This is a genomic window from Bacteroides sp. RCH18, from assembly GCF_058231005.1.
In genome coordinates this window covers 188847-212720 of sequence record NZ_JBIPTC010000001.1, presented here as the reverse complement: position 1 = coordinate 212720, position 23874 = coordinate 188847, and the positions used below count along the sequence as shown (strand labels likewise).

Sequence of the window (23874 nt, the reverse complement as noted above, 5' to 3'; positions counted from 1 at the left end):
AAAGAACCAGTATCAACTCACAATCATTATAAAACATGAAACATCTGTTATTTATCAATAATTATGATATGGCCAAATCAAGGGAATCCTACTTAAATGGGTATTCTCCAAGTCATCATCAGTTCGGAACAAGTGAATTGATTGAAACTGGAGAATATATAGTAGACTATATACTTGCAGCACCCAAGAATTATAATAGCAGAATTCTAAAGCTACTCTCTTTATTCCCCGTATGGTTTCATATCTATTGGAAAGCAAGAAAATATGATGTCGTATATGGTGGAGCCGATTTTACAGTTGACTTCTTGGGATTTATGAAGAAATTAAGATTATTCCGCCCTAAACTGGTAGCAATCTTCCATCATCCTCCCTTCCCTTTCCGATTAAAGTATGGGAAGTATGATCATGTCATTTTTTTAAGTACTTTTGCTCACAAGGAAATGACAAAATTATTTCCCCAGAAAGCTGTGCGCATGACATTTATACAATGGGGACCGGATCTCCCTTTTTATCAGAAACTAGCTCCCATCCCCAATCATCTGAAAGGACAAGAGGAGATCATCTTTATCAGTAATGGGAAAACCAAACGAGATCATGAATTGTTGGTTGACGCTACGGAAAATATAAATGCACATACTATTATTGTGAGTGATGAACATAGTCTGCCTTTGAATTATCACAAAGATACTTGTATACATACAGAAATATTTTTTCAGAATAAACCTAATGATACAAAAATGGTGAAGTTACTAAATAAATGTTCTGTATTAATAGTTCCGACTCCACCAACATCGCATAAACTAGGTCCTATCGGATTGACTTCTTTCTTAGATGCAATAGCTTTAGGAATGCCCATTATAACAGCAGATAACACAGTATTCACAGATATCATTATTTCCCATAAAATGGGACTTGTTTATAAAGCAGGAGATGAAAACGATCTGAAAAGAGCTATGGCTTTCTTCGTTGATAATCCCCAATATATTGCTGAATATGGAAAAAATGCATATGAATTCGGGCAAAAAAACGATATAAAGAAGTTTGCTAAACAATTATATAAACTATTCGACAACTAAAAAAGAAAGAGTATGAAGTGGTATTCAAAGTATCTACAGGTTTACGAAAAACCTTTTGCGACAGCTCCACAAAGCGTTATCAACGAAGTACGCGAAAAGTTGCGAAAGTTACAAAGCGATAAACCACTTGTCACTGTATCATTAATAGGATATAATGAAGAAAAACATCTACTATCCTGCTTATGGTCACTGAGTGATATGCAATGTAAATATCCTATAGAAATCATTGGAGTTGACAATGAATCAAAAGATCGTACTGCTGAAATCTTTCAAGTATGTGGAGTCCCTTTTTATACAGAGCTACAACATAGTTGTGGCTTTGCCCGCCTTTGTGGACTTAGCCACGCAAAAGGTAAATATCATATAAACATTGATTCAGATACTATGTACCCACCCCATTATGTAGAGACAATGATTAATGCACTCGAAAAGCCAGGAGTAGTAGCAGCAAGTGCATTATGGAGTTATATACCAGATAGTTCTCATTCATGGCTGGGTCTGAAAATATATGAAGCTACACGTGATCTTCATTTGTGGCTGCAATCATATAAACGACCAGAACTAAGTGTACGGGGATTAGTATTTGCATATCGCACAGACTATGCTAAACAGGCAGGAATTCGAACAGATATTAAGCGTGGAGAAGATGGCTATCTCGCTCTACAATTAAAATCATATGGAAAAATCGTTTTTATACATACCCGAAAGGCACGTGCTGTAACAGGTTATGGCACAGTTAGTGCTGATGGCAGCCTATTTAACAGTTTCAAAGTGAGAGTAATTAAAGGAATGAAAGATATTACAAATATCTTCACAGAGAAAAAAGAGTATAAAGATGAGGATTCAAATCTCATTAAATAAGATCTTATTTTCCAAATAAGAGATTGAAATAAGCAGTTAATAAGTAAACAATAAAGACATGAAAAAAACAGTATTCATTTTGTTCATTGCAGGAGTACTATTGACAGGATGCATTAAACAAAATAATCTATTTATCGATAAGGGAAATATCATCTCTTTCAAATTTGAGAAAGATAAGAATCCACAACTTTCTCATGATATAGAATTGCGTGTATATGGAAATAATAAAATAGCCGGATACCTTGATGAGAAGGTGGATATTAGCAATTTAGTTGCTACATTCAATGTAGAAAGAGGAAAGTTATACGTCAATGATATCATACAAATTAGTCAAAAGACTCCTAATAACTTTGGTAATCCCATACACTATAAATTAGAAGGTGACAATAATAAGTTTACTGAATATACTGTAACATTAGTTCCATATACAGGACTTCCAATAGCAATTATACAAACGGATCATTTTTCATCATTAAAAGACAGAGAAAATTGGCTTTCCGGCATTTTGGAAATAGATGGTATGGGAAAGACTGAAAACTTCAGAGACTCTATTAAAGTCAAAGGACGAGGAAATGCTACTTGGAAATATCCCAAAAAACCATTTAATATCAAACTCAACAAAAAAGAAAAAGTCTTAGATATGCCTAAACATAAAAGATGGAGTTTTTTGGCCAATTACAGTGATAGGACATTATTAAGAAACCATGTTACTTTTCATCTAGGAAATATAGCAGATAATCTAGAATGGACTCCCAAAAATCAATTTGTAGAAGTAATTTTTAATGGAGAATATCAAGGTAATTTTCAAGTTTGCGAGCAAATTAGAGTTGATAAGAATAGGGTTAACATAAAGGAGATGACAAATGAAGATATAGAAGAGGATAATATTACAGGGGGATACCTTTTAGAATATGATTCATATTATGATGAAATAAACCGATTCAGATCAACCATTAACAATTGGCCTGTCAACATAAAATCACCTGACGAAGAGGTCTTAAACACTCTACAACTGGATTACATCAAAAAATACACCAATAAAATAGAACATCTCATGAGCGAAAATGAGTTTGTATTACTTTATGACGAATATCTAGATATCAAGTCCTTTATAGATTATTGGATGATACAAACCTTGGTTGGAAATAGGGAATTAAATACCATACACAGTGTATATTGCTATAAGGACCGTGGAAATAAACTACATGCAGGACCGTTATGGGATTTTGATTATTCGACTTTTACTGTTGATTCAGAATACAATAATAAAAATGCTGTTTGGTATAAATATCTCTTTCAAGACCCTATTTTCAAAGAAAATGTAAAGATGCGATTTTCGGAGTTGAAACCGATATTTACCACAATTCCACAATATATTGAAAAACAAGCTGCAATTTTGACTCCATCTGTAGAATCGAACTGGGAAATATGGCCAATAGATCTTTCATATATTAACGAAAAATCTCGTAATAAAGATGAAACACTCACTTATCAACAAGCTATTGAACGTATGATATACATCTATCAAGGTAGACTCGTATATTTAGAGAACATTATTGATGAGCTTTAATTAAATAATTATGAACAATAGAGATAAGACAATCGATATTGCTAAAGGTATAGGCATAACTACAGTTGTTTGGGGACATGTAGGACAATCTTGCCCATGCAAAAGTGAAATTTTTCTATTTCATATGCCTTTATTCTTCTTACTGTCGGGGTATTTCTTTAAAGATAAAGAACTCACATTTATAAATGTGCTAAAAAAAAGAATACAATCTTATCTTATTCCCTACATTGTATTCTTTACGATTATACTTTTATGTTTTATCTTATTATACGTATCCATTGGATATAGTGACAGAATTTATTTATCTCCTGGAATAATCGTTTATCCATATGGAGTTGTTGGTGCATTATGGTTTTTACTAGCACTCTTTGAAGTACATATGGGATATTATTTGATAGCAAAGTATATTCAAAAAGAATGGATCAAGTTTATCATTTGCCTGATATGTCTCATTGTTAGTCAAACAGCTTTCAGATTGGGAATCAATATTCCTCTATATATTGGATCATCATTATCAATGATGCTCTTCTTCCATATAGGGTATATGATGCATAAATATCGTATCCTTGATTCTTCAAAATATAGATTAATACTATTGGTAATTTCAATTCTATGTTATACAGGAGGTATAGTTTCGGGAATTGATATCGATATTAAAGAAAATAAAATGGAAGGAAATTTACCTTTGGTTTTTCCAGCAGCTTTGGGAGGTTCTTACATAATAATTTATCTTAGTTACCTTTTAAAAGAACATAACAAAATTTCATTGATCAACACGGTTTTAAACTATCTTGGGCAAAATACACTTCTTATATTTTCAATGCATCTATTATGTTTGGAACTTGCCAGATGTTTATTCAAATTTCCACCAGCAGATGAAGCTACTGTTCTCGATGGAATTTGTATTACCATTGGGGGAATCATAGGTTCTCTCATAATAGGCATTCAAATAAAGAAATACATTCTGCCATATATAAAAATAACTAAATTAAAGATACTGTCATGAACACAACCCTCATCCTCGAAATCATCTTCTGGTTCGCCCTGTTCATGGTGTTCTACACCTATCTGGGCTACGGCATCGTTCTCTACGCCCTTGTCAAGCTGAAAGAGCTTTTCGTGAAACCCGTGAAACGGGTGCTGCCACCGGACAGTGACCTGCCGGAAGTAACCCTCTTCATCACCGCCTTCAACGAAGAAGACGTGGTGGACGAAAAGATGGAGAACAGCCTCGCCCTGGACTACCCTGCGGACAAACTCCGCATTGTCTGGGTGACGGACGGAAGCGATGACGGCACAAACGACCGTCTCCAAACCCGCTGGAACGGAAAAGCAACCGTCTACTTCCAGCCGAAACGGCAGGGAAAGACAGCCGCCATGACACGAGGAATGACACTCGTCCGGACCCCGCTTGTCGTCTTTACGGACGCCAACACGATGGTCAACAGCGAGGCAATCCGTGAAATCGTACTAGCTTTTCAAAACCCGAAAGTGGGCTGCGTGGCAGGAGAAAAACGCATAGCCGTACAGACGAAAGACGGAGCAGCCGCCGGAGGCGAAGGCATCTACTGGAAATACGAATCGACACTGAAAGCGCTCGACTCCCGCCTCTACTCGGCTGTAGGCGCTGCCGGAGAACTGTTTGCCGTCCGCCGCGAACTCTTCGAACCGATGGAACCGGATACGCTGCTCGACGACTTCATCCTCTCTCTCCGCATCGCCATGAAAGGATACACCATCGCCTACTGCACCAATGCCTACGCCATCGAAAGCGGATCGGCAGATATGGGTGAAGAGGAAAAACGAAAAGTGCGCATCGCTGCCGGAGGGTTACAGTCGATCTGGCGTCTGCGCCCGTTGCTGAATCCTTTCCGTTACGGAATCCTGAGTTTTCAGTACACGTCACACCGGGTATTGCGCTGGTCCGTCACTCCCTTCCTGCTGTTTGCGCTGTTGCCGCTGAATATAGTCGTTTTGCTACTGGGCGGATCTCCCCTGTTTTACGGCATCCTGCTGGGGTTGCAGATTCTTTTCTACGGAATGGGATACTGGGGATACTACCTCTCTACCAGACAAATAAAGAATAAAGTACTGTTTATTCCCTATTATTTCTTATTCATGAACGTAAATGTGCTCAAAGGAATCGGCTATCTGAAAAGAAAAAAAGGAAGCGGTGCCTGGGAAAAAGCAAAACGTGCCGAAAAATAAGAACAGAGAATCAAATATTTTGCTATCTTTGCATGAAACAGAATCTTATAAATCTAATCGGACAAGCATGAACAGAACATTACATGAGGCAGATAATGCGCAGAGAATACTGAAGTTGACCGCCGACACCATGCTATTAGTCGATAGAAATGGCATTTGCATTGATATTGATATTCATAGCAATTTATGGTTTTTACAAGAAGAGAGGCTCTTAGGAAAAAATATATTCGAACGGATGCCCGAGCACACCCGTGAGAAGGTTTACAGCACCTTCCAGACCGTGCTTCGGGAACAGCGAAGCATCAGCAAGAACTACAAGCTGGAACTGGAGGATAATACCTATTATTTCAAGTGTATCATGTATCCTTACGATGACATGGTGCTCTGCCAATATCGAGACATCACACAGCGAAGCAACGTGAAACGCCAGCTGGAACAGGTGAACCGAAATCTGAGGGAGATACAGAAAGTGGCTCAGATCGGACAGTGGATGTACAACACCCGCGACAATGTCTTCTATTACATGGGCTACACCGGAGTATTGTGCGAGGAATCTTCCAGAAGCATCTCTCTGGAGAAATATCAGGAATTTATCGTCGAAGAAGACCGCCTGAGCTTCACCAACTGGTGCCGGAAAAATGAGGAAGGACTCAACGAAGATAGCATCAGCTATCGGGTCCGTGTCGCCGGAGAGATTTACTATATGCGCCTTCAGGCTTATCTGCGCGACGAACTACCGAACGGCAGCTGCAACATCGAAGGCTACATACAGAACATCACCGACATACAGCGTCGCAGAAACGACATCAACACGCTGACGCACGCCATCAACAACGCAAAGGAGAGCATCTTCGCCGCCAAAGAGGACGGTACGCTGATCTTCGCCAACCGCCAGTTCCTCCACAACCACGGCATCCCGGAAAGTGAGGAGATCGGCAAACTGAAAATCTATGAAATCGCCGGCGATATGAACACGCAGAAAGACTGGCATGAACGCTGCAAGGATATCCTGCACGGAGGAAGCAGAAGTTTCGTCGCCCATCATCCTTCGAAAGTCAGCAAGAATATACTGGCTTACGAGGGAATCATGTATAACGTCACCAACGACTCCGGTGAAGAAAGTTACTGGTCATTCTCCCACGACATATCCGAGCGACTGCACTACGAAGCGCAAATCAAACGGCTCAACCTGATCATGGATACTACCATCGACAACCTCCCCGCCGGAATTGTCGTCAAGGAGATCAACAACGATTTCCGATATATCTACCGCAACCGGGAATCGTACAACCGGAATCTGTGCATCGGCGAGTCTATCGGCAAGAATGACTTCGACTACTATCCCCCCGAAGTGGCAGAAAAGAAAAGGGAGGAAGATACACTAGTTGCCACCACCGGACAGGGACTGCACTGGACAACCGAAGGGAAAGACAAAAACGGAAACGAGATCATCCTCGACAAACGGAAAATACGGGTGGACGGAGACGAACTTTCCTCCCCCATCATCGTCAGCATCGAATGGGACATCACGGAGCTGGAAAAGATCAAACGGGAACTTCAGACATCCAAAGAGAAGGCCGAAATGTCGGACAAACTGAAGTCTGCTTTCCTCGCCAATATGAGTCATGAGATACGCACACCGCTGAATGCCATCGTCGGCTTCTCGCATCTGATAGCCAAAAGTGAAAATAAGGAAGAACGTAAAACATTTTATGAGATCGTCGAAGCCAACAACGAACGTCTGCTGCAACTGATCAACGAGATTCTTGATCTTTCGAAGATCGAATCGGGCATTATCGAGTTCACCAGCGCACCGGTAAATATCAACAGTCTGTGTAAAGAAGTACATGACGCTCACGTATTTCGCACACCGCAAGGGGTACAACTGATCTACGAGCCATCCGAAAACGGACTGGTGATAGAGACTGACAAGAACCGGGTGTTCCAGGTGTTCTCGAATCTGATAGGTAACGCATTCAAATTCACGAAGGCGGGCAGCATCAGTTACGGATATAAACTGGTGGGGAATCAGATCGTTTTCCACGTGACTGATACCGGTACGGGCATCGAACCGGAGAAGATAGGACGTGTGTTCGAACGTTTTGCCAAGTTGAACAACTATGCACAGGGAACGGGGCTCGGACTGTCTATCTGTAAAACAATTGTCGAACGGCTGGGAGGTGAAATCTCCGTTTCTTCGGTGGTAGGTCAAGGGACGACTTTTACATTCACCCTACCTTACGAGTCGGATCAATCAACCGGAAATACGAAGGAGGAAAAACGGCAGGAAGGGAATGCAAATGGAAATCCGACCGGCACGGGTTCGATGATGATTGACATGGCTTCTACGGAGACGCCAGCAGAAACGTCTGTCAAGGAGGATTCTGAAAAGACTTCCAGAAGTACGGACGATGATAGTTCCGGTAGTATTTCCGCCAATGCCTCTCCAAGCCAGCGGACTATTCTGATAGCGGAAGATGAGGACAGTAACTTCGACTTGCTAAAAGCTATTCTTGGAAGAAAGTACAGGCTTATACGTGCACGAGACGGTATGGAGGCCGTTACCTCATACGATGAAGCGAAGCCGGACCTTATTCTGATGGATATCAAAATGCCTAATCTCGACGGTCTGGAGGCTACGAAGATCATTCGTGAGCTTTCTCCTACTTTGCCCATTATCGCACAAAGTGCTTATGCTTATCAACAGGATCAGATAGCTGCAATGGATGCCGGATGCAGCGACTTCATCGCCAAGCCGATCTCTCAAGCGAAGCTCAAGGATATGATTAATAAATGGTTACCATAAAATGAAAGCCTTATATAGATTACTTTACTACCTGTCTATCCTGCTGACGAGCATTCTGGCAGGTTTCACATTAGCCGGAGCCTTCGCCGGAGATGCTTCGCCGGGCGGCTTTAAGCTGATGCCCTTTATCGGATTGGTTCTGCCGATGCTTTTGCTGGCTAATGTCGCCTCTGCCATCTATTGGACGGTTCGCTGGCGATGCTGGGTTTTCATTCCTTTAATCGCCATACTGGGAAATTGGGGGTATCTGACCCGTGTCCTCCAGTCCCCGCTTTTCGATTCGGCTTCCCAACCGAATGAATCTTCGTCTCTGAAGAAAAACGAAAGGGGCACCGAATCAGCACTGACTATTGCCACCTATAACGTTAACAGCTTTAATCACGAGCACACAGGTTTCTCATGCAAGGAAATCGCTGCTTATATGAAGGAGCTCGGTGTAGATATCTTCTGTTTTCAAGAGTTTGGGATCAATCATGAATTTGGTATTGACAGTCTTCGCACCGTTCTTTCCGAATGGCCGTATTATTATGTACCTTCTTCTCCTGCCGGGGAGAGTCTTTTGCAACTGGCTGTGTTCAGCCGTTATCCTATCAAGGAGAAGCAGCTCGTCACCTACTCAAATTCCAACAACTGCAGCCTGTGGTGTGATATCGACATCAACGGCCAAACAATCCGTCTGTTCAACAATCATCTGCAGACTACGGAAGTCAGCCGCAACAAGCGTAAACTGGAAAAAGAACTTCGTGCAGACGATACCAACCGTGCGGAACGTGCCGCTCTCACCCTTGCCGGTGGTTTGCATGAGAACTTCAAGAAACGTGCCGCACAAGCTGAACATATCAATCAATTGATTTCCGATTCTCCCTATCCCACCCTGGTATGCGGTGACTTCAACTCTCTTCCTTCTTCATATGTATACCAAACGGTAAAAGGAGAAAAGATGAATGATGGTTTTCAGACCTGCGGACATGGGTATATGTACACCTTCCGATATTTCAAGCATCTGCTGAGAATCGACTATATCCTCCATTCGTCTGAGTTTCAAGGGGTGGATTACTTCTCTCCGGATTTGGAGTATAGTGATCATAATCCGGTGGTGATGAGGATGAGGTTATAAGCTTTACGCTGTATATCACTATATAGTAAGGCTACAAAAAAGCCAGTTAACTCATTATGAATTAACTGGCTTCCCATTAAAATAAAATCCTTCTTTTTAACTTTAAAACTTGTATTAGAAAGTAACTTTTACTCCTAATTGCATAGACCATGCACTACCAATGGTATTGGTATATTGCCATGATGATCTTTCTTTAAAAGCTTCACGTGAATTAGCATTTATCTGGTAAGTCAAGGGTTCACCAACTTTGCTAGCAGTTTTTAATAACTGTACATTGTCATAACTCTTGAGACCACAAGATTGATATGCTCCCCATTTTGAATTAATCATATTTCCTACATTCAGCATATCAAGGCTAACCTGTATTCCATATTTACGCCCACCTAAAGTTGCATAAAAATCCTGAGCAATTTTAAAATCAAAGCGATTAATCCAAGGTGTCAAAGATCCATTACGTTCCACATATTTTCCCTTACGATCTTTAAGATAAGAATCATTGTTCACAAAATCCCAAAAATCTTTAGCTTGATCTACAGCAGAATAAGTAATAGCACCACTTTTATCTGTAATATCAACAAAGGTCATTTCATCCTGAGAGTTAGGCACGTATATTAAATCCGAATAATTGCCATCACCATTCATATCATTATAATATGTATAGGAATAACGTCCAGTATGATATCCTGAATAAAATAACGAGAACGTTGTCTTTAAGCATTTAGCATAATTAATTTCGTAAGAGGCATTAGCAATAATACGATGGGGCGTAGAAAATAAAGAATAAGATACTCCAGGATCATTCAATGAATTTACTGCCACATTATTTTGCCATGCTGAATTAGGTGCTGACCCAGGATTTGCAGTCAGATCTTTAGCCATTGTATAAGTATAGCCGATAGACCCTGTAAAACCAAAATCGTATTTCTTTGTCAAAATAGCATTAAAAGAATATTGATATCCTTTATCTTCTCCATTAGAAAGTTTTACTACTACATTCTTACCATTAGTATAATCATTATACTCGTATTTTTTTGAAGCCCAATAAATACGATCCGGTTGTTCATTATACACACCCGTAGGCTCAGCCTCATTCATATTGATCTGCGCAACATTATAAATATCTCTTGTATACATTGCTCCAACAGATAACATAAAATCATACGGCAGTTGAATATCCACATTCAAATTACTACGCCAAACTTGCGGCATCTTAAACTTAGGATCTACATACGCTATAACATCAGGTGCTTGTTCTGAAGGTGTAGAAGGAAATAAACTGGGATATTTCTGCAGAGTTTCTCTATAATTAGGATTAAAACCAAAGTCAGCAGGTAAAGAGCCCGGATTTTTTTGTGTATTATACTCTACCATATTTTGGTATAAACCTGAATTACTTGGTTGATTAGTAAACCATACAAAAGGTAACAATCCAGTAAAGATTCCTGTGCCTCCTGATACAATTACGGAGCGATCACCTTTTACATCCCAATTAAAACCGACTCTTGGCGAAAACAAGACTTGCGTCTTCGGCCACTTAGAAATATCGACATGAGTATTATTTACAAAAGCTAATTCCTCTATTGACTTGTTAGAATCCAATGAATTCATATATATTGGCATATCCAGACGTAAGCCATAAGTCAAACGAAAATTAGGAGTAAGAGACCATACGTCTTGGACATACACACCAGCCATTCCGAATGTCAACTCAGAACCTGGAGCATCATTACCATTATAACCATATGTGATACCATAAATGGTAGGTACTTTTCCCTGCATAAAATCATCCATTGAATCATAACGATAATATCCGTAAGGGCCTCTCAAATAAGAATTTTTAAAATATTGGCGTTCAAAAGAAACACCAGCAAGCAATTCATGTTTTCCTAATGATATACTCACATTATCAACAAGACTAAATACATTATTGATAACCTGATTATTAGGAGTAAACACTTCTGTACCTAAAGTTATATATTGCTTTCCATCCTTATAGATATCGACAAAAGGAAAATCAGAGCCTTTCTGCTCACGTGTATCACTAATATGAGTATATGTGGCTAACAGTTTATTCTGAACATTATTCGAGAAACGACTATTTAACTCACCTGTTATCGATGTTACTACGTTTTTCATCTTATAGTTTGAATTACCAAAAGAAAAGGCATCCAAACCATAACGATTAGAATTAGTACTAGTTATAATAGTGGACTTAGCGCTTACTTCTCTGTCATCTTCTGAGGAAACAGAATTAAAACGTACTGTCAATTTATGATTCTGATGTATATTCCAATCAATACGAGCCATTAACTTCCAATTATCACTTTGGAAATTATTGAAGTTCTCATACTGTCCAGGGTCATAATCATATTTAGTTTTAACAAAGTCACTGATAGTACGCATATCACCCACCCAAGTACGTGAGATACGTTTTCCACTATCCCCTGTTCCATTTTGATCTTGATTAGGAAGCCAAGTTACCCCCGGAGTTTCCTTATTTTCAATTTCAGCATTCAAGAAGAAGAAAAGCTTGTTCTTAATGATTGGACCTCCAAAAGTTACACCATATGAATGAGAGTTGTATTCTTTTGCTTTAAGAATATCCTCACCGTCAATAGAACTCCCTGCAAATCCTCTTGGTTTATGATAAGTATATGCAGTACCCGAAAATGAGTTTGTTCCACTTTTTGTTACAGCATTAATAGAAGCACCTGTGAAGTTGGAATATTTAACATCGTAAGGAGAGACATTTACAGTAATCTCATCGATTGCATCTAAAGATATGGGTTGAGAATCTCCTCCAGGTAAATTATTAGAACTTAGTCCAAAACTATTATTAAACGAAGCACCATCAATCGTTATATTGTTATAACGTCCATCACGTCCCGCAAAAGAACTGCTTCCACCTGCATAAGGAGAGAGCTTTGTGAAATCTGTTATACTTCTGTTAATAGTAGGTAAAGTGTTCATCTGACGTTCACTTACATTAGTAACAGTACCTATTTTTTCGATAGTTTTTGGTGCTGTTACTACTACTTCATCCAACAACTCTGAACTTTCTTTCAAAGAAACATTCAATACGTAGTTTTCTCCTAATGACAATTGGATACCCTTGTAAATGGCTGACTGATAGCCAACATAGGTGATTTCGACTTTGTAAGGGCCGCCCGTACGCATACCTTGCAGATTGAATTGCCCACTGACATTGGTCACTGTACCATAACGGGTACCGGAGGGCTCGTGAATAGCAACGATTGTTGCTCCAATAATAGGTTCATCTTGTGCTGTTACTTTACCACTCATACTTGCTGTGGTAACCTGCGCACTCATCGTAGCAGTAATCAGTAACATTACGACCACTAAAAAAGACCGCATTCTCTTCAACATAATGTAATTTATTAGTTAATACTAATTGTTTGTTTCATTGAAACTGTGCACAAAGATAATTAATATTATTTAGACTTAGATGACAATTATGCTACATTCTTTTAAGAGAGATAAACATTTTATTGCTTTCGAAAACAATAAAGGCCCTGCAATGTTTGCAGAGCCTTTCACTTTCGTATATTAAGCGAGATTTAACTTGTAATCTGTCAGTAAATACTAGTCAGTCATTAGGTTTCTATAACGAACACGCTTCGGCTCTTCATTGCCCAGACGCTTCAATTTATTTTCCTCATATTCTGAATAGGAACCTTCAAAGTAGAATACATTAGAGTCTCCTTCAAAAGCAAGGATATGCGTACAGATACGGTCGAGGAACCAACGGTCGTGAGAGATGACTACCGCACACCCTGCAAAGTCTTCCAAACCTTCCTCCAAAGCACGAAGGGTGTTCACGTCAATGTCATTGGTCGGCTCATCGAGCAGCAGAACGTTACCTTCTTCTTTCAAAGCGATCGCCAGATGCAGACGGTTTCTTTCACCACCGGAAAGAACACCGCAAAGTTTTTCCTGATCGGCACCGGCAAAGTTGAAACGGGACAGGTACGCACGTGCATTGATATCACGTCCGCCCATACGGATCAGATCATTACCACCGGAGATTACCTGATAGACGCTCTTGTTCGGGTCAATGTCTTTATGCTGCTGATCTACATAGGATACCTTTACGGTCTCTCCTACTTCAAACTCACCTTTATCCACCGTTTCCAACCCCATAATCAGACGGAAAAGAGTCGTTTTTCCTGCACCGTTAGGACCGATGACACCGACAATGCCGTTAGGAGGAAGCATAAAGTTCAGATCATCGAACAGCAGTTTGTCGCCGTATGCCTTCGCTACGTGTTTTGCCTCGATTACCTTATTACCCAGACGGGGACCGTTCGGGATAAAGATTTCCAGCTTCTCTTCTTTCTCCTTCAAGTCTTCATTCAGCAACTTGTCGTATGAATTAAGACGGGCCTTTCCTTTCGCCTGACGAGCTTTCGGAGCCATGCGTACCCATTCCAACTCACGCTCCAGTGTTTTACGACGCTTGCTGGCGGTCTTTTCTTCCATTTCCATCCGTTTGGTCTTCTGTTCCAGCCAGGATGAGTAGTTTCCCTTCCAAGGGATACCTTCGCCACGGTCGAGTTCGAGAATCCATCCGGCAACGTGGTCGAGGAAGTAACGGTCGTGAGTTACGGCGATAACCGTACCTTCGTACTGTTGCAAATGTTGTTCCAGCCAGTCGATAGATTCAGCATCCAAGTGGTTGGTAGGCTCATCGAGCAACAGGATGTCCGGTTTCTGCAACAACAAACGGCAAAGAGCGACACGACGGCGTTCACCTCCGGAGAGATTCACCACCGGCTGATCTTCGGGCGGACAACGGAGTGCGTCCATCGCACGTTCCAGTTTGCTGTCCAGATTCCATGCATCGGTTGCGTCGATGATATCCTGCAATTCTCCCTGACGGGCGAAAAGTATATCCATCTTGTCCTGATCTTCATAATACTCGGGCAAACCGAATTTCTGATTGATTTCTTCGTATTCTGCCAGTGCGTCAACGATCGGTTGCACACCTTCCATTACTACTTCTTTTACTGTCTTTGTGTCGTCCAGATAAGGTTCCTGTGCCAGATAGCCTACAGAATATCCCGGAGAGAAGACCACTTCTCCCTGATAGGATTTCTCCAGACCCGCGATAATCTTCAATAAGGTAGATTTACCGGAACCGTTCAGACCGATAATACCAATCTTCGCTCCATAGAAGAACGACAGGTAAATGTCTTTCAGTACATTTTTATTTGGTTGGAAAGCTTTGCTCACTCCCACCATTGAGAAGATGATTTTTTTATCGTCAGCCATATATTAATGATTGTATATTGTTGATAATGGCACAAAGATAAGAAAAATGTTTGAAATGCTTTGGAGTTCTAAAAAAATGTTCTACCTTTGCACCCGCAATTCGAAAGAAAGCAAGATGGATTGATTCAGTAGCTCAGCAGGTAGAGCACAACACTTTTAATGTTGGGGTCCTGGGTTCGAGCCCCAGCTGGATCACGGAGTAAAAAATCTCTGATAATCAATGATTATCAGAGATTTTTTTTACTAATATACACAGAACATAGATATAAGCCTCTACATAAAGCCAAAAACAGATCCGATATCGAATCGATGACAAACAGACCTACACCAAACAATCAGCTCATATAATGATAAACTTCTTTTTCCAGTTATTGTTTCCATCTTTACCTTATATATTATAAAAACGCGGCAAAGATACAACTTTAAGAAATAGCGAAAATGAACATTTGTTAATAAAAAGATGGCTATTCCGGACAACTGTTTACTGAAAAAATAGCTTATTTTTGCAAAGAATGCAAGATTAGTCAAATGGTTGAATCAGAAATAAATAAAAGATATTGCCAAAGCTGCGGAATGCCGCTCCGCTTCGACGTGGAGGAATATTTAGGCACCAACTCCGACGGTTCGAGGAGTGATGAGTTTTGTTATTACTGCCTGAAGGATGGGAAATACATTGTCGATATATCCATGTGGGAAATGATCGACATCTGGATAAAATATACAGATAAATATAATGAATACGCAGACACAGACTATTCTCCGAAAGAGCTGAGGGAGATACTGGACAAACGTCTTCCCACGCTGAACAGGTGGCGGCAAAAGCAAGAGACAAGCAGCCTTCATCATAAGATGATTCAGAACATAATAGTGTACATCAACGGCCATCTGATGGAAGCACTGGATACCGACACGCTGAGCTCGATGAGCGGACTGTCCAAATTTCATTTCAGAAGAGTGTTCCGCACCGCTACCGGAGAGAATATCGGCAGTTACATACAGCGTTTACGCATAGAACACGTTGCACATCTGCTGATCTCTACGGACTATACGCTAAAGCAAATCATAGAACAAACGAGTTATCAGACTAAATACAGTATCGCCAAAGCTTTTAAGAAACATTTTGGTATATCAACTTCTCAATACAGAGAGAAGCACAGACCGAACGGTGAAAATCCGGCAACAGACATAAAACCGGAGATAAAAGTGATCAGCCCGATAAAGATATTCTGCATCGAAGTGGGTGAAGCGTATAAAAACAAACTAAAATACAGATTACTTTGGAATAAACTACTGCATCATGCCGAACAGTATGAAGCAGACCCACGATATGACAAGTTTATCAGCCTTAGTATGGACGATCCGTCAATTACGCCTACGGAGAAGTGCCGGTTCTATCTGGGCATCACCCTTCACGATAATACTAAAGCGAGACCGGCACCAGGAATCATGCAGATTCCCGGAGGGCGATATGCCGTGTTCAGGCATACGGGGAGCTATTCTTCCTTACACAAGGTGTACAGGAGCATTTATGAGGAATGGTTTCCGAAAAGTAAATACCATCCCCAAAGCACATTCAGCTTTGAGATGTATATGAATCATCCGTCTACCACGGAAACGTCAGAATTACTAACAGAAATATATATACCGGTCATACGGAAATAATCACCATTAAAACAGAATCTATGGCAAAAATATCAGAAATCATGCTTTTACAGCAGCCGGAACAGTCCGCTTTGGCTATTGAAGTACAAACCGACATGAAAGGTATGTCACAGGCTATCGGAGAGAATTTTGTAAGAATAGACTCTTTATTCAAGCAACAGGGAGAAGTAACCACGGATATCCCCTTCGTAGAGTACCCCGACTTCGAAAGTCTGACCGAAGATCGTATAAAAATGATTATCGGACTGAAATCTTCGAAACCTTTACAAGGTGACGAAAAAATACAATCTGTCATCCTCCCCGCCAGAAGAATAGTCGTATGTCTGCACAGAGGAAATTACAATGAACTGGCACAGTTGTACAATGAGATGACCGAATGGATAAAAACAAATGGATATAAGGCTTCGGGAACATCAATAGAGTATTATTACAGCAATCCGGATGTACCCGAAGAGGAACATGTCACAAGAGTTGAAATGCCTTTACTCTAAAAGCAAGAGAATAGTTGCCGTAAACTCTTACCAAACAATAAGAAGCAGAGAAGCCGTCATACAGTATCACCTTGTCTGATAAAGTACCGGCATCCCCTGCTTCAATAGTTCTTTAGAAATTAGCCTTGCGTTTCTTCACTTCTTCTACGAGTTTCGTAAAGGATTTCTCCTTTTTACGTTTTTCATGTTCGGAAGCGGAGAAATGCCATGCTTCTCGTCTGAGTTTCAGATAACTCTCATATACCTTATAATCTAACGTACCATTATGTACCGCCTCTAAAACAGCACAACCCGGCTCGTCGATATGTTTACAATCGCTGAAACGGCATGATTCCGCATAGTCGGATATTTCAAACATTTCGGTGAGCGAATCGGGATTGTCAATCGCCAAACCAAATTCCCGAACACCCGGAGTGTCGATTAAAACACCTGAGCCATCCATCAATACCATTTCCCGACGAGTCGAAGTATGCCGCCCCTTCCCTGTAGACAGGCTTATATCAGAAGTATTCAATACCGATTTCCCGCAAAGGGCATTCACCAAAGAACTCTTGCCGACACCCGAAGAGCCGACAAACACAACTGTTTCGCCTTTTGTTATGGATTCCCGCAACCGAAGAATCGTTTGAGGTTGACGAATACTTGTGATAAATACAGGAAACTGACGGGCAATGTGTTTGATCGCTTCATCTATTTTCTGTCTGTCACAACCTAAATCGGCTTTATTGAGCACTAATACCGGTTTGATATTTTCTTCCATTACCTGGGCTATGAAACGTTCCGCCCTGCGAACATTGAAATTATCATCAAGGCTTTGCACAATAAATGCCTTATCGACGTAAGAAGCAATGGCCTGCCGGTCGGCTACCCTTCCGTTCTTCTTTCGATACAACGCCCGTTCACGGGGCAATATATCAACTATAATCCCTTTGTTTGCATCGAATGGCTGAAAAATCACCCAATCGCCCGTACAAGGATATTCATCAGGCATTCTGCCATAAATCATATTTCCTGTTAACTCGCACAAATATACACCATCCTCTGCAACTACTTCATAACAGGTTTTATGTGTCACGATGATTCGTCCATGAGACATATCTTTATATTGTGAGATTTGTTTTTGCCGGAATAGATTATCACTCCAACCATATAATGACAGATTATTATTTTCGTTACTCATTATCTTAATATATATAGCATACACGTGAAAGCACAACAATGCTTTCGCTATTGTATGCGGGTATAAAAACTAAAGTTATATAATATAGGAGAATCACTTCCGGAAAGATTATCCGAAAGTATGGAAGTTCGAATCTGTTAAAGTGAACAGATTCTTATCAGACCAAATCCGATGTAATAAATGATGAGTTAAACATCCACTAGTTTTAATGAAACATTATAATTTTAATGCGTCAAAGATATGAGAAATAAATAACAGAGCCAAATGAATGATGAAATATGTGTCAAAAGCCAATGGATACGCGGCCTGACGTTTCCATTTTCCATTCTCTTGATTTTTTGTCGTACTGGTATTCCGCACCGACACTTACTTCCGTATTCTTTTTCACATCGACCGAGATAGAGGCTCCTACCCCTGTATGTGGAAATAACGGATTATAAGCCGGAGGAGGTGTATTTCCCCCCATAAAATATTGTCCCCAGACATTTAACCGGACATTTCTGGCTAAAGAATAATGCATTCTCGTATATATTCCCGCTATATCTTGCCTCGCTATAGGCAAAGCCAAATAGAATTGCCGGCTTAAGGTTCCTCCCGCTTCAACGAAAAATCTTTGAGAAGGAATCCAGCGTATTCCGGCATTTACCGCTACATATTGCCCCAATCCCAGATAAGTCTTTTGTTCTGCACTCCCAATAAAGGAAAGTTGTCCATTCATAGAATGCTGACGAAAATTATAAAAATCCGTCAATGTCGGATTACTTTCCAGCAATGCCGGAAAATCGTAAGAATAGGGAGATAAGCCCGATGCAGGACTTGAAGGTGTCAGACCGTATGTCTGCATGGACTTATCATCTGTTGCGAGCTTTTTAGCCTCTATATCCGGTAACTTCGGTTCTATGTTTTTTGCTTCGGGCAACTGCCGTCCGCTCACTTCCGCGGAGCTATTTTTCTTTTGCACATCTATTTTATTCTCCTTTTCTATAGTTTGAGAAAAGGCAGTAGCAACACAAGCAAAAGACACAAAAACAAAGACAGTAACTGTTCTAATCATAATATTCTCCTTTCTTTTATCAGGGGCTATATTATTAATACAATTATCCGGTTAAAAGCTCAATGATCGGTAACATCTTTTTTATTTTAAAGCAGAGATAGATTGATAGACAGCTTTTGCCATTACCTGCGCTCCCTTTTCGTTCGGATGAATACGGTCCGGAAAGAGTTCGGGCATTCCGTCCATAGCAGTATGGAGGTCTATAACAGACAGGTCGTTTTTCTTGGCGAGCTTCTTGATCATCGGAATGATTTCTTTAGAGATAATATCATCGTTGATGCCGTCACCTGTCAGATAAGCTTTGGAAGGATAGCAGAGATAAATCTTCGGCTGTGAAGGAAGATCTTTGAAAGCGTCGATCATGGTCTGCGCATCTTTCATGAAGTCTGCTTTGTATTTCCAGTTGAATGATTTGCTGTCGTTTGTACCAAGTTTGATAACGACGATGTTAGGATTAAAAGCTAACGCATTCTTATAAGCAGGTTCGTTCATATAAGGATGATCTCCTTTGTTCAGCATGGTACGGGCGCTCACTCCGAAGTTTTTCACCCAGTAGCTGTCGCCCAGCATACGGGCCAGTACGGAAGGATAGCTGTCGCGGCTGCGATTTCTTATTCCTGCTCCGAACGTAATACTGTTGCCGATGCAAGCCACACGGACGGCATCTTTGCGAGGAGCCTTGAAACTACGCAACCAAGAAGTCAGTTCGTTCTGCATTTCACTCTTGTAGAGGAAATCTTCACGGATTCCCCAACCGTGTCCGCCTGTAGGATAAATATGGAGAACGGAAGGAACACCTTTCTTATTTAAAGCCAGATAATAGTTGACTCCGTTGGCAGGAGGAACTACCTTGTCATCATCGCTATAAACAATGAAAGCACGGGGAGTCTCTTTGGTCACCTGCTTCTCGTTAGAAAATTCTTTTTCCAGTTCGGCAGAAGCATCCTTACCCAACAGATTGTCATGAGACCCCATGTGAGTGAAAGATTTGTCCATCGTGATCACCGGATAGAAGAGAATCTGGAAGTTGGGACGAAGTGCTTCAGGCGCATGTGTAGCGATGGTCGAAGCCAGATGGCCTCCGGCAGAAGACCCCATGATACCAATATCATTCGGATTCAGATTCCATACGTCAGCACTGTCACGTACCATTTTCATGGCTGCTTCGGCGTCGGAGATCGGGAGGGTGCGGTCGCCTTTCGGCATCCGGTATTTGAGAACAATCAATGCAATTCCTTGTTTGTTGAAATACGGCGCCCAGTCATACCCTTCGTGATTGACCGCCAAACCGGAGTATCCCCCACCCGGACAGGCTACCACAGCACGACCTGTCGCCAGTTCCGGTGCCGGCAGGAAAACACGAAGAGAAGGCTGTTCAATATCAAATGGTTTTGGCGTACTTTGTGCCGAGACTTGCAGTCCTGTCAATAGCAGGACCAGCAATACAAAAAGAGAAGAGAATTTCTGTTTCATAGTATCTGTATACTTTGATTAATGAATATTTGATGTGCGAAGATAGTAATTTTATGTATCTTTGCGCCTCCTTTTAAATAGAAAAAGTGATATGCAAGGAATTAAGAATCTGACACACGGCCCTATCAACCGCCAACTTTTCAATCTGGCGATGCCTATCATGGCAACGTCGTTTATACAGATGGCATACAGCCTTACAGACATGGCATGGGTAGGACGACTGGGCAGTGAGGCAGTCGCCGCCATCGGTTCGGTAGGAATCCTGACGTGGATGTCCGGTTCTATCTCCTTATTAAATAAGGTAGGGTCCGAAGTCAGCGTAGGCCAATCCATCGGCGCGCAGAATCAGGAAGATGCACGCCAGTTCGCTTCACACAATATCACGATTGCTCTGATCATTTCGATCTGCTGGGGCGGACTGCTGTTCATGTTCGCAAGCCCCATTATCCGCATCTATGAACTAGAAGAACACATCACAGCCAATGCCATCGAATACCTGCGGATTATTTCCACCGCATTGCCGTTCATATTCCTGTCCGCTGCCTTCACAGGTATCTATAATGCAGCGGGACGAAGCAAAATTCCATTCTATATCAGTGGGACGGGACTGATTATGAATATCATTCTCGACCCTCTGTTTATCTTCGGCTTCGGACTGGGAACAAACGGTGCCGCCTACGCTACATGGCTCTCGCAGGCAACGGTTTTCGCCATCTTCATCTATCAGCTGCGTTTCCGCAAAGACGCCCTGCTCGGCGGTTTCCCCTTCTTCTCCCGACTGAAGAAAAAGTACACGCGGCGTATTCTGAAACTAGGCCTGCCCGTAGCTACCCTAAACACACTGTTCGCCTTCGTCAATATGTTCCTCTGCCGTACCGCATCCGAACAGGGCGGACACATCGGACTGATGACTTTCACCACCGGCGGACAGATAGAAGCCATCACCTGGAATACCTCCCAAGGTTTCTCCACCGCACTCAGCGCCTTTATTGCCCAAAACTTCGCTGCCGGACGAATAGAACGGGTACTGAAAGCCTGGCACACCACCCTATGGATGACAGGAATCTTCGGAACTTTCTGCACGCTGCTGTTTGTCTTTTACGGCAATGAGGTCTTTTCGATCTTTGTCCCCGAACAGGCGGCTTACGAAGCCGGAGGTGTATTTCTGCGTATCGACGGATATTCTCAGCTGTTTATGATGCTCGAAATCACGATGCAGGGAGTGTTCTACGGCATCGGGCGTACCGTGCCTCCCGCCATTGTCAGCATCGTATGCAACTATATGCGTATTCCGCTTGCCATCCTGTTTGTACGGATGGGCATGGGAGTAGAAGGTATCTGGTGGGCAGTATGCGTCACAACGATTGCCAAAGGGCTGATTCTCCTGGGATGGTTCACCATGATCAAGAAAAAATGCTTAAATCTGCCTTCCGTGTCAACAAGGTAGTCGTGTCGTTTGTTATTTTACATATACAAAGATCATCCGGAGTTATTTTAACTTAAAAAGTATGACCTTGGCAAATAATATGTATCTTTGCGTTGTTAATTTATTAAAGTATTATTTTATAAACCTATTTAAAAAACATTGCATTATGAACAAAATGAAATGGATGGTTCTCTTCATGAGTATAACCATGATATTCAGTGGCTGCGCAAGCATGAACAATACGGGCAAAGGTGCCGCAATCGGCGGTGGTTCGGGTGCTGCATTGGGTGCTATCCTCGGCGGTGTTATCGGTAAAGGCAAGGGTGCTGCCATCGGTGCGGCTATCGGTACTGCAGTAGGTGCAGGAACAGGTGCCCTTATCGGAAAGAAGATGGATAAAGCGGCAGCAGAAGCAAAACAAATTGAAGGCGCACAAGTAGAGCAGATAACTGACAACAACGGATTGCAGGCAGTAAAAGTTACATTCGATTCAGGTATTCTTTTCACTACCGGTAATGCAACTCTGAGTGCTGCTGCCAAGTCTGCATTGAGCAAGTTCGCCAACAACGTACTCAACCAGAACAGAGACATGGACGTATCCATCTACGGATATACCGACAATCAGGGCTGGAGAAACAGTACTGCCGAACAAAGCCGTCAGAAGAATCTGAACTTGTCACAGGAACGCGCACAGAGTGTAGCCAGCTACCTGTTAAACTGCGGCGTTTCTTCCAACCAGATTAAAGGTGTGCAGGGAATGGGCGAAAGCGATCCTATCGCCAGCAACGACACAGCTGCCGGAAGAGAACAGAATCGTCGTGTAGAAGTTTACATGTACGCAAGTGAGCAGATGATTAAAGATGCACAGGCCGCTTCCAATTAAAAAAATATTGCGTTATGCGCGCAACCTGCTGATTTTCTTCTTTGCATCTACCATTCTGGCTGTGATCGTCTACCGCTTTATGCCGGTGTATGTCACTCCGCTGATGGTCATCCGAAGTGTACAGCAGCTTGCGTCAGGAGATAAACCCACGTGGAAACACACGTGGGTTTCTTTTGATAAGATATCTCCTCACCTGCCGATGGCGGTCATCGCCTCCGAAGACAACCGCTTTGCCGAACACAATGGATTTGACTTCATCGAGATAGAGAAAGCGATGAAGGAAAACGAGAAACGGAAACGGAAGCGCGGAGCAAGTACCATCAGTCAGCAGACAGCCAAGAATGTGTTCCTATGGCCGCAATCGTCTTGGGTACGCAAAGGTTTCGAAGTTTATTTCACCTTTCTGATAGAGTTGTTCTGGTCGAAAGAACGGATTATGGAGGTATATCTTAACTCCATCGAAATGGGAAAAGGGATTTATGGCGCACAGGCTGCCGCAAAGTATAAATTCAACACAACAGCTGCCAAGTTGAACTCAGGACAGTGCGCACTGATTGCCGCTACGCTCCCTAACCCAATACGGTTTAACTCAGCGAAGCCTTCGGCTTACCTATTGAAACGACAAAAACAGATATTGCGATTAATGAATCTGGTTCCTAAGTTTCCGCCTGTAGAGAAAAAGGCGGTCGATAAGAAAGACACCAGGAAGAAGAAAAAGAAATAAAGCAATCCCTTTATCACAGTCTATTTCATCAAGAAACAAGACAAGGATAAA

At 41.7% G+C, this 23874-nt stretch carries 17 protein-coding genes and 1 tRNA gene; 13 read left to right on the top strand and 5 right to left on the bottom strand.

Features of this window, described 5'->3' with window-relative positions; all coding sequences use genetic code 11:
- Window positions 1-35: 35 nt before the first annotated feature.
- The 7 genes from ACHLI0_RS00790 to ACHLI0_RS00760 all read left to right on the top strand — a co-directional run bounded on the left by ACHLI0_RS00790 (window position 36) and on the right by ACHLI0_RS00760 (window position 9638).
- Window positions 36-1076, top strand: coding sequence for a glycosyltransferase family 4 protein (locus tag ACHLI0_RS00790; RefSeq protein WP_490748234.1), 1041 nt, complete (start codon window positions 36-38; stop codon window positions 1074-1076).
- A gap of 12 nt (window positions 1077-1088) precedes the next feature.
- Window positions 1089-1937 carry a glycosyltransferase family 2 protein gene (locus tag ACHLI0_RS00785; RefSeq protein ID WP_490748233.1) on the top strand — a complete coding sequence of 283 codons (849 nt, stop codon included), beginning with the start codon at window positions 1089-1091 and terminating at the stop codon, window positions 1935-1937.
- Window positions 1938-1995: 58 nt separating this feature from the next.
- Entirely contained in the window at window positions 1996-3507 is a 1512-nt protein-coding gene (locus ACHLI0_RS00780; protein WP_490748232.1) for a CotH kinase family protein, read from the top strand.
- Window positions 3508-3517: 10 nt separating this feature from the next.
- A complete protein-coding gene (locus ACHLI0_RS00775) occupies window positions 3518-4513 on the top strand; it encodes an acyltransferase family protein (protein ID WP_490748231.1) in 996 nt (331 codons plus the stop codon).
- Window positions 4510-5715, top strand: a complete 1206-nt coding sequence (locus tag ACHLI0_RS00770; RefSeq protein WP_490748230.1) for a glycosyltransferase family 2 protein — start codon at window positions 4510-4512, stop codon at window positions 5713-5715. Before ACHLI0_RS00775 ends, ACHLI0_RS00770 begins: the two co-directional genes overlap by 4 nt.
- A gap of 67 nt (window positions 5716-5782) precedes the next feature.
- Window positions 5783-8521, top strand: coding sequence for a hybrid sensor histidine kinase/response regulator (locus ACHLI0_RS00765; protein WP_490748229.1), 2739 nt, complete (start codon window positions 5783-5785; stop codon window positions 8519-8521).
- A gap of 1 nt (window position 8522) precedes the next feature.
- Entirely contained in the window at window positions 8523-9638 is a 1116-nt protein-coding gene (locus tag ACHLI0_RS00760; protein ID WP_490748228.1) for an endonuclease/exonuclease/phosphatase family protein, read from the top strand.
- 114 nt (window positions 9639-9752) lie between these two features.
- Here ACHLI0_RS00760 and ACHLI0_RS00755 read toward each other — a convergent pair whose 3' ends face one another.
- Window positions 9753-13025 carry a TonB-dependent receptor gene (locus tag ACHLI0_RS00755; RefSeq protein ID WP_490748227.1) on the bottom strand — a complete coding sequence of 1091 codons (3273 nt, stop codon included), beginning with the start codon at window positions 13023-13025 and terminating at the stop codon, window positions 9753-9755.
- 216 nt (window positions 13026-13241) lie between these two features.
- Window positions 13242-14930 (bottom strand): energy-dependent translational throttle protein EttA, encoded by a 1689-nt coding sequence (ettA, locus tag ACHLI0_RS00750; protein WP_008763451.1) that lies wholly within the window; start codon window positions 14928-14930, stop codon window positions 13242-13244.
- A 122-nt stretch (window positions 14931-15052) separates the two neighbouring features.
- On the opposite strand from ettA, the gene ACHLI0_RS00745 reads away from it, so the two are divergent.
- The 3 genes from ACHLI0_RS00745 (at window position 15053) to ACHLI0_RS00735 (ending at window position 17083) form a co-directional block, all read left to right on the top strand.
- Window positions 15053-15125: transfer RNA gene (locus tag ACHLI0_RS00745), tRNA-Lys, on the top strand.
- Window positions 15126-15458: 333 nt separating this feature from the next.
- Window positions 15459-16592, top strand: a complete 1134-nt coding sequence (locus ACHLI0_RS00740; RefSeq protein ID WP_490748226.1) for a GyrI-like domain-containing protein — start codon at window positions 15459-15461, stop codon at window positions 16590-16592.
- 20 nt (window positions 16593-16612) lie between these two features.
- Window positions 16613-17083 (top strand): GyrI-like domain-containing protein, encoded by a 471-nt coding sequence (locus ACHLI0_RS00735; RefSeq protein ID WP_490748225.1) that lies wholly within the window; start codon window positions 16613-16615, stop codon window positions 17081-17083.
- Window positions 17084-17195: 112 nt separating this feature from the next.
- On the opposite strand, the gene rsgA is transcribed toward ACHLI0_RS00735, so the two are convergent.
- From rsgA to ACHLI0_RS00720, 3 genes are all read right to left on the bottom strand, one after another.
- Window positions 17196-18263, bottom strand: coding sequence for a ribosome small subunit-dependent GTPase A (rsgA, locus tag ACHLI0_RS00730; protein ID WP_490748224.1), 1068 nt, complete (start codon window positions 18261-18263; stop codon window positions 17196-17198).
- 283 nt (window positions 18264-18546) lie between these two features.
- Window positions 18547-19317, bottom strand: coding sequence for a hypothetical protein (locus ACHLI0_RS00725; protein ID WP_490748223.1), 771 nt, complete (start codon window positions 19315-19317; stop codon window positions 18547-18549).
- 81 nt (window positions 19318-19398) lie between these two features.
- Window positions 19399-20790 (bottom strand): GDSL-type esterase/lipase family protein, encoded by a 1392-nt coding sequence (locus tag ACHLI0_RS00720; RefSeq protein WP_490748222.1) that lies wholly within the window; start codon window positions 20788-20790, stop codon window positions 19399-19401.
- Between the two features lie 91 nt (window positions 20791-20881).
- Between ACHLI0_RS00720 and ACHLI0_RS00715 the strand changes: the two genes are divergently transcribed.
- The 3 genes from ACHLI0_RS00715 (at window position 20882) to mtgA (ending at window position 23823) form a co-directional block, all read left to right on the top strand.
- Window positions 20882-22237, top strand: coding sequence for an MATE family efflux transporter (locus ACHLI0_RS00715; RefSeq protein ID WP_055217592.1), 1356 nt, complete (start codon window positions 20882-20884; stop codon window positions 22235-22237).
- 145 nt (window positions 22238-22382) lie between these two features.
- Window positions 22383-23099, top strand: coding sequence for a YiaD family glycine zipper/OmpA-like lipoprotein (locus ACHLI0_RS00710; protein ID WP_008765906.1), 717 nt, complete (start codon window positions 22383-22385; stop codon window positions 23097-23099).
- Window positions 23077-23823 carry a monofunctional biosynthetic peptidoglycan transglycosylase gene (gene mtgA / locus ACHLI0_RS00705; RefSeq protein WP_490748221.1) on the top strand — a complete coding sequence of 249 codons (747 nt, stop codon included), beginning with the start codon at window positions 23077-23079 and terminating at the stop codon, window positions 23821-23823. The genes ACHLI0_RS00710 and mtgA overlap by 23 nt, the downstream gene beginning before the upstream one ends.
- Window positions 23824-23874 lie beyond the last annotated feature (51 nt).

Bases quoted from the DNA above. Each gene is read 5' to 3' on its own strand.
- ACHLI0_RS00790 (WP_490748234.1), top strand. From the start codon at position 36: ATGAAACATCTGTTATTTATCAATAATTATGATATGGCCAAATCAAGG.
- ACHLI0_RS00785 (WP_490748233.1), top strand. From the start codon at position 1,089: ATGAAGTGGTATTCAAAGTATCTACAGGTTTACGAAAAACCTTTTGCG.
- ACHLI0_RS00780 (WP_490748232.1), top strand. From the start codon at position 1,996: ATGAAAAAAACAGTATTCATTTTGTTCATTGCAGGAGTACTATTGACA.
- ACHLI0_RS00775 (WP_490748231.1), top strand. From the start codon at position 3,518: ATGAACAATAGAGATAAGACAATCGATATTGCTAAAGGTATAGGCATA.
- ACHLI0_RS00770 (WP_490748230.1), top strand. From the start codon at position 4,510: ATGAACACAACCCTCATCCTCGAAATCATCTTCTGGTTCGCCCTGTTC.
- ACHLI0_RS00765 (WP_490748229.1), top strand. From the start codon at position 5,783: ATGAACAGAACATTACATGAGGCAGATAATGCGCAGAGAATACTGAAG.
- ACHLI0_RS00760 (WP_490748228.1), top strand. From the start codon at position 8,523: ATGAAAGCCTTATATAGATTACTTTACTACCTGTCTATCCTGCTGACG.
- ACHLI0_RS00755 (WP_490748227.1), bottom strand. From the start codon at position 13,025: ATGTTGAAGAGAATGCGGTCTTTTTTAGTGGTCGTAATGTTACTGATT.
- ettA (WP_008763451.1), bottom strand. From the start codon at position 14,930: ATGGCTGACGATAAAAAAATCATCTTCTCAATGGTGGGAGTGAGCAAA.
- ACHLI0_RS00740 (WP_490748226.1), top strand. From the start codon at position 15,459: ATGGTTGAATCAGAAATAAATAAAAGATATTGCCAAAGCTGCGGAATG.
- ACHLI0_RS00735 (WP_490748225.1), top strand. From the start codon at position 16,613: ATGGCAAAAATATCAGAAATCATGCTTTTACAGCAGCCGGAACAGTCC.
- rsgA (WP_490748224.1), bottom strand. From the start codon at position 18,263: ATGAGTAACGAAAATAATAATCTGTCATTATATGGTTGGAGTGATAAT.
- ACHLI0_RS00725 (WP_490748223.1), bottom strand. From the start codon at position 19,317: ATGATTAGAACAGTTACTGTCTTTGTTTTTGTGTCTTTTGCTTGTGTT.
- ACHLI0_RS00720 (WP_490748222.1), bottom strand. From the start codon at position 20,790: ATGAAACAGAAATTCTCTTCTCTTTTTGTATTGCTGGTCCTGCTATTG.
- ACHLI0_RS00715 (WP_055217592.1), top strand. From the start codon at position 20,882: ATGCAAGGAATTAAGAATCTGACACACGGCCCTATCAACCGCCAACTT.
- ACHLI0_RS00710 (WP_008765906.1), top strand. From the start codon at position 22,383: ATGAACAAAATGAAATGGATGGTTCTCTTCATGAGTATAACCATGATA.
- mtgA (WP_490748221.1), top strand. From the start codon at position 23,077: ATGCACAGGCCGCTTCCAATTAAAAAAATATTGCGTTATGCGCGCAAC.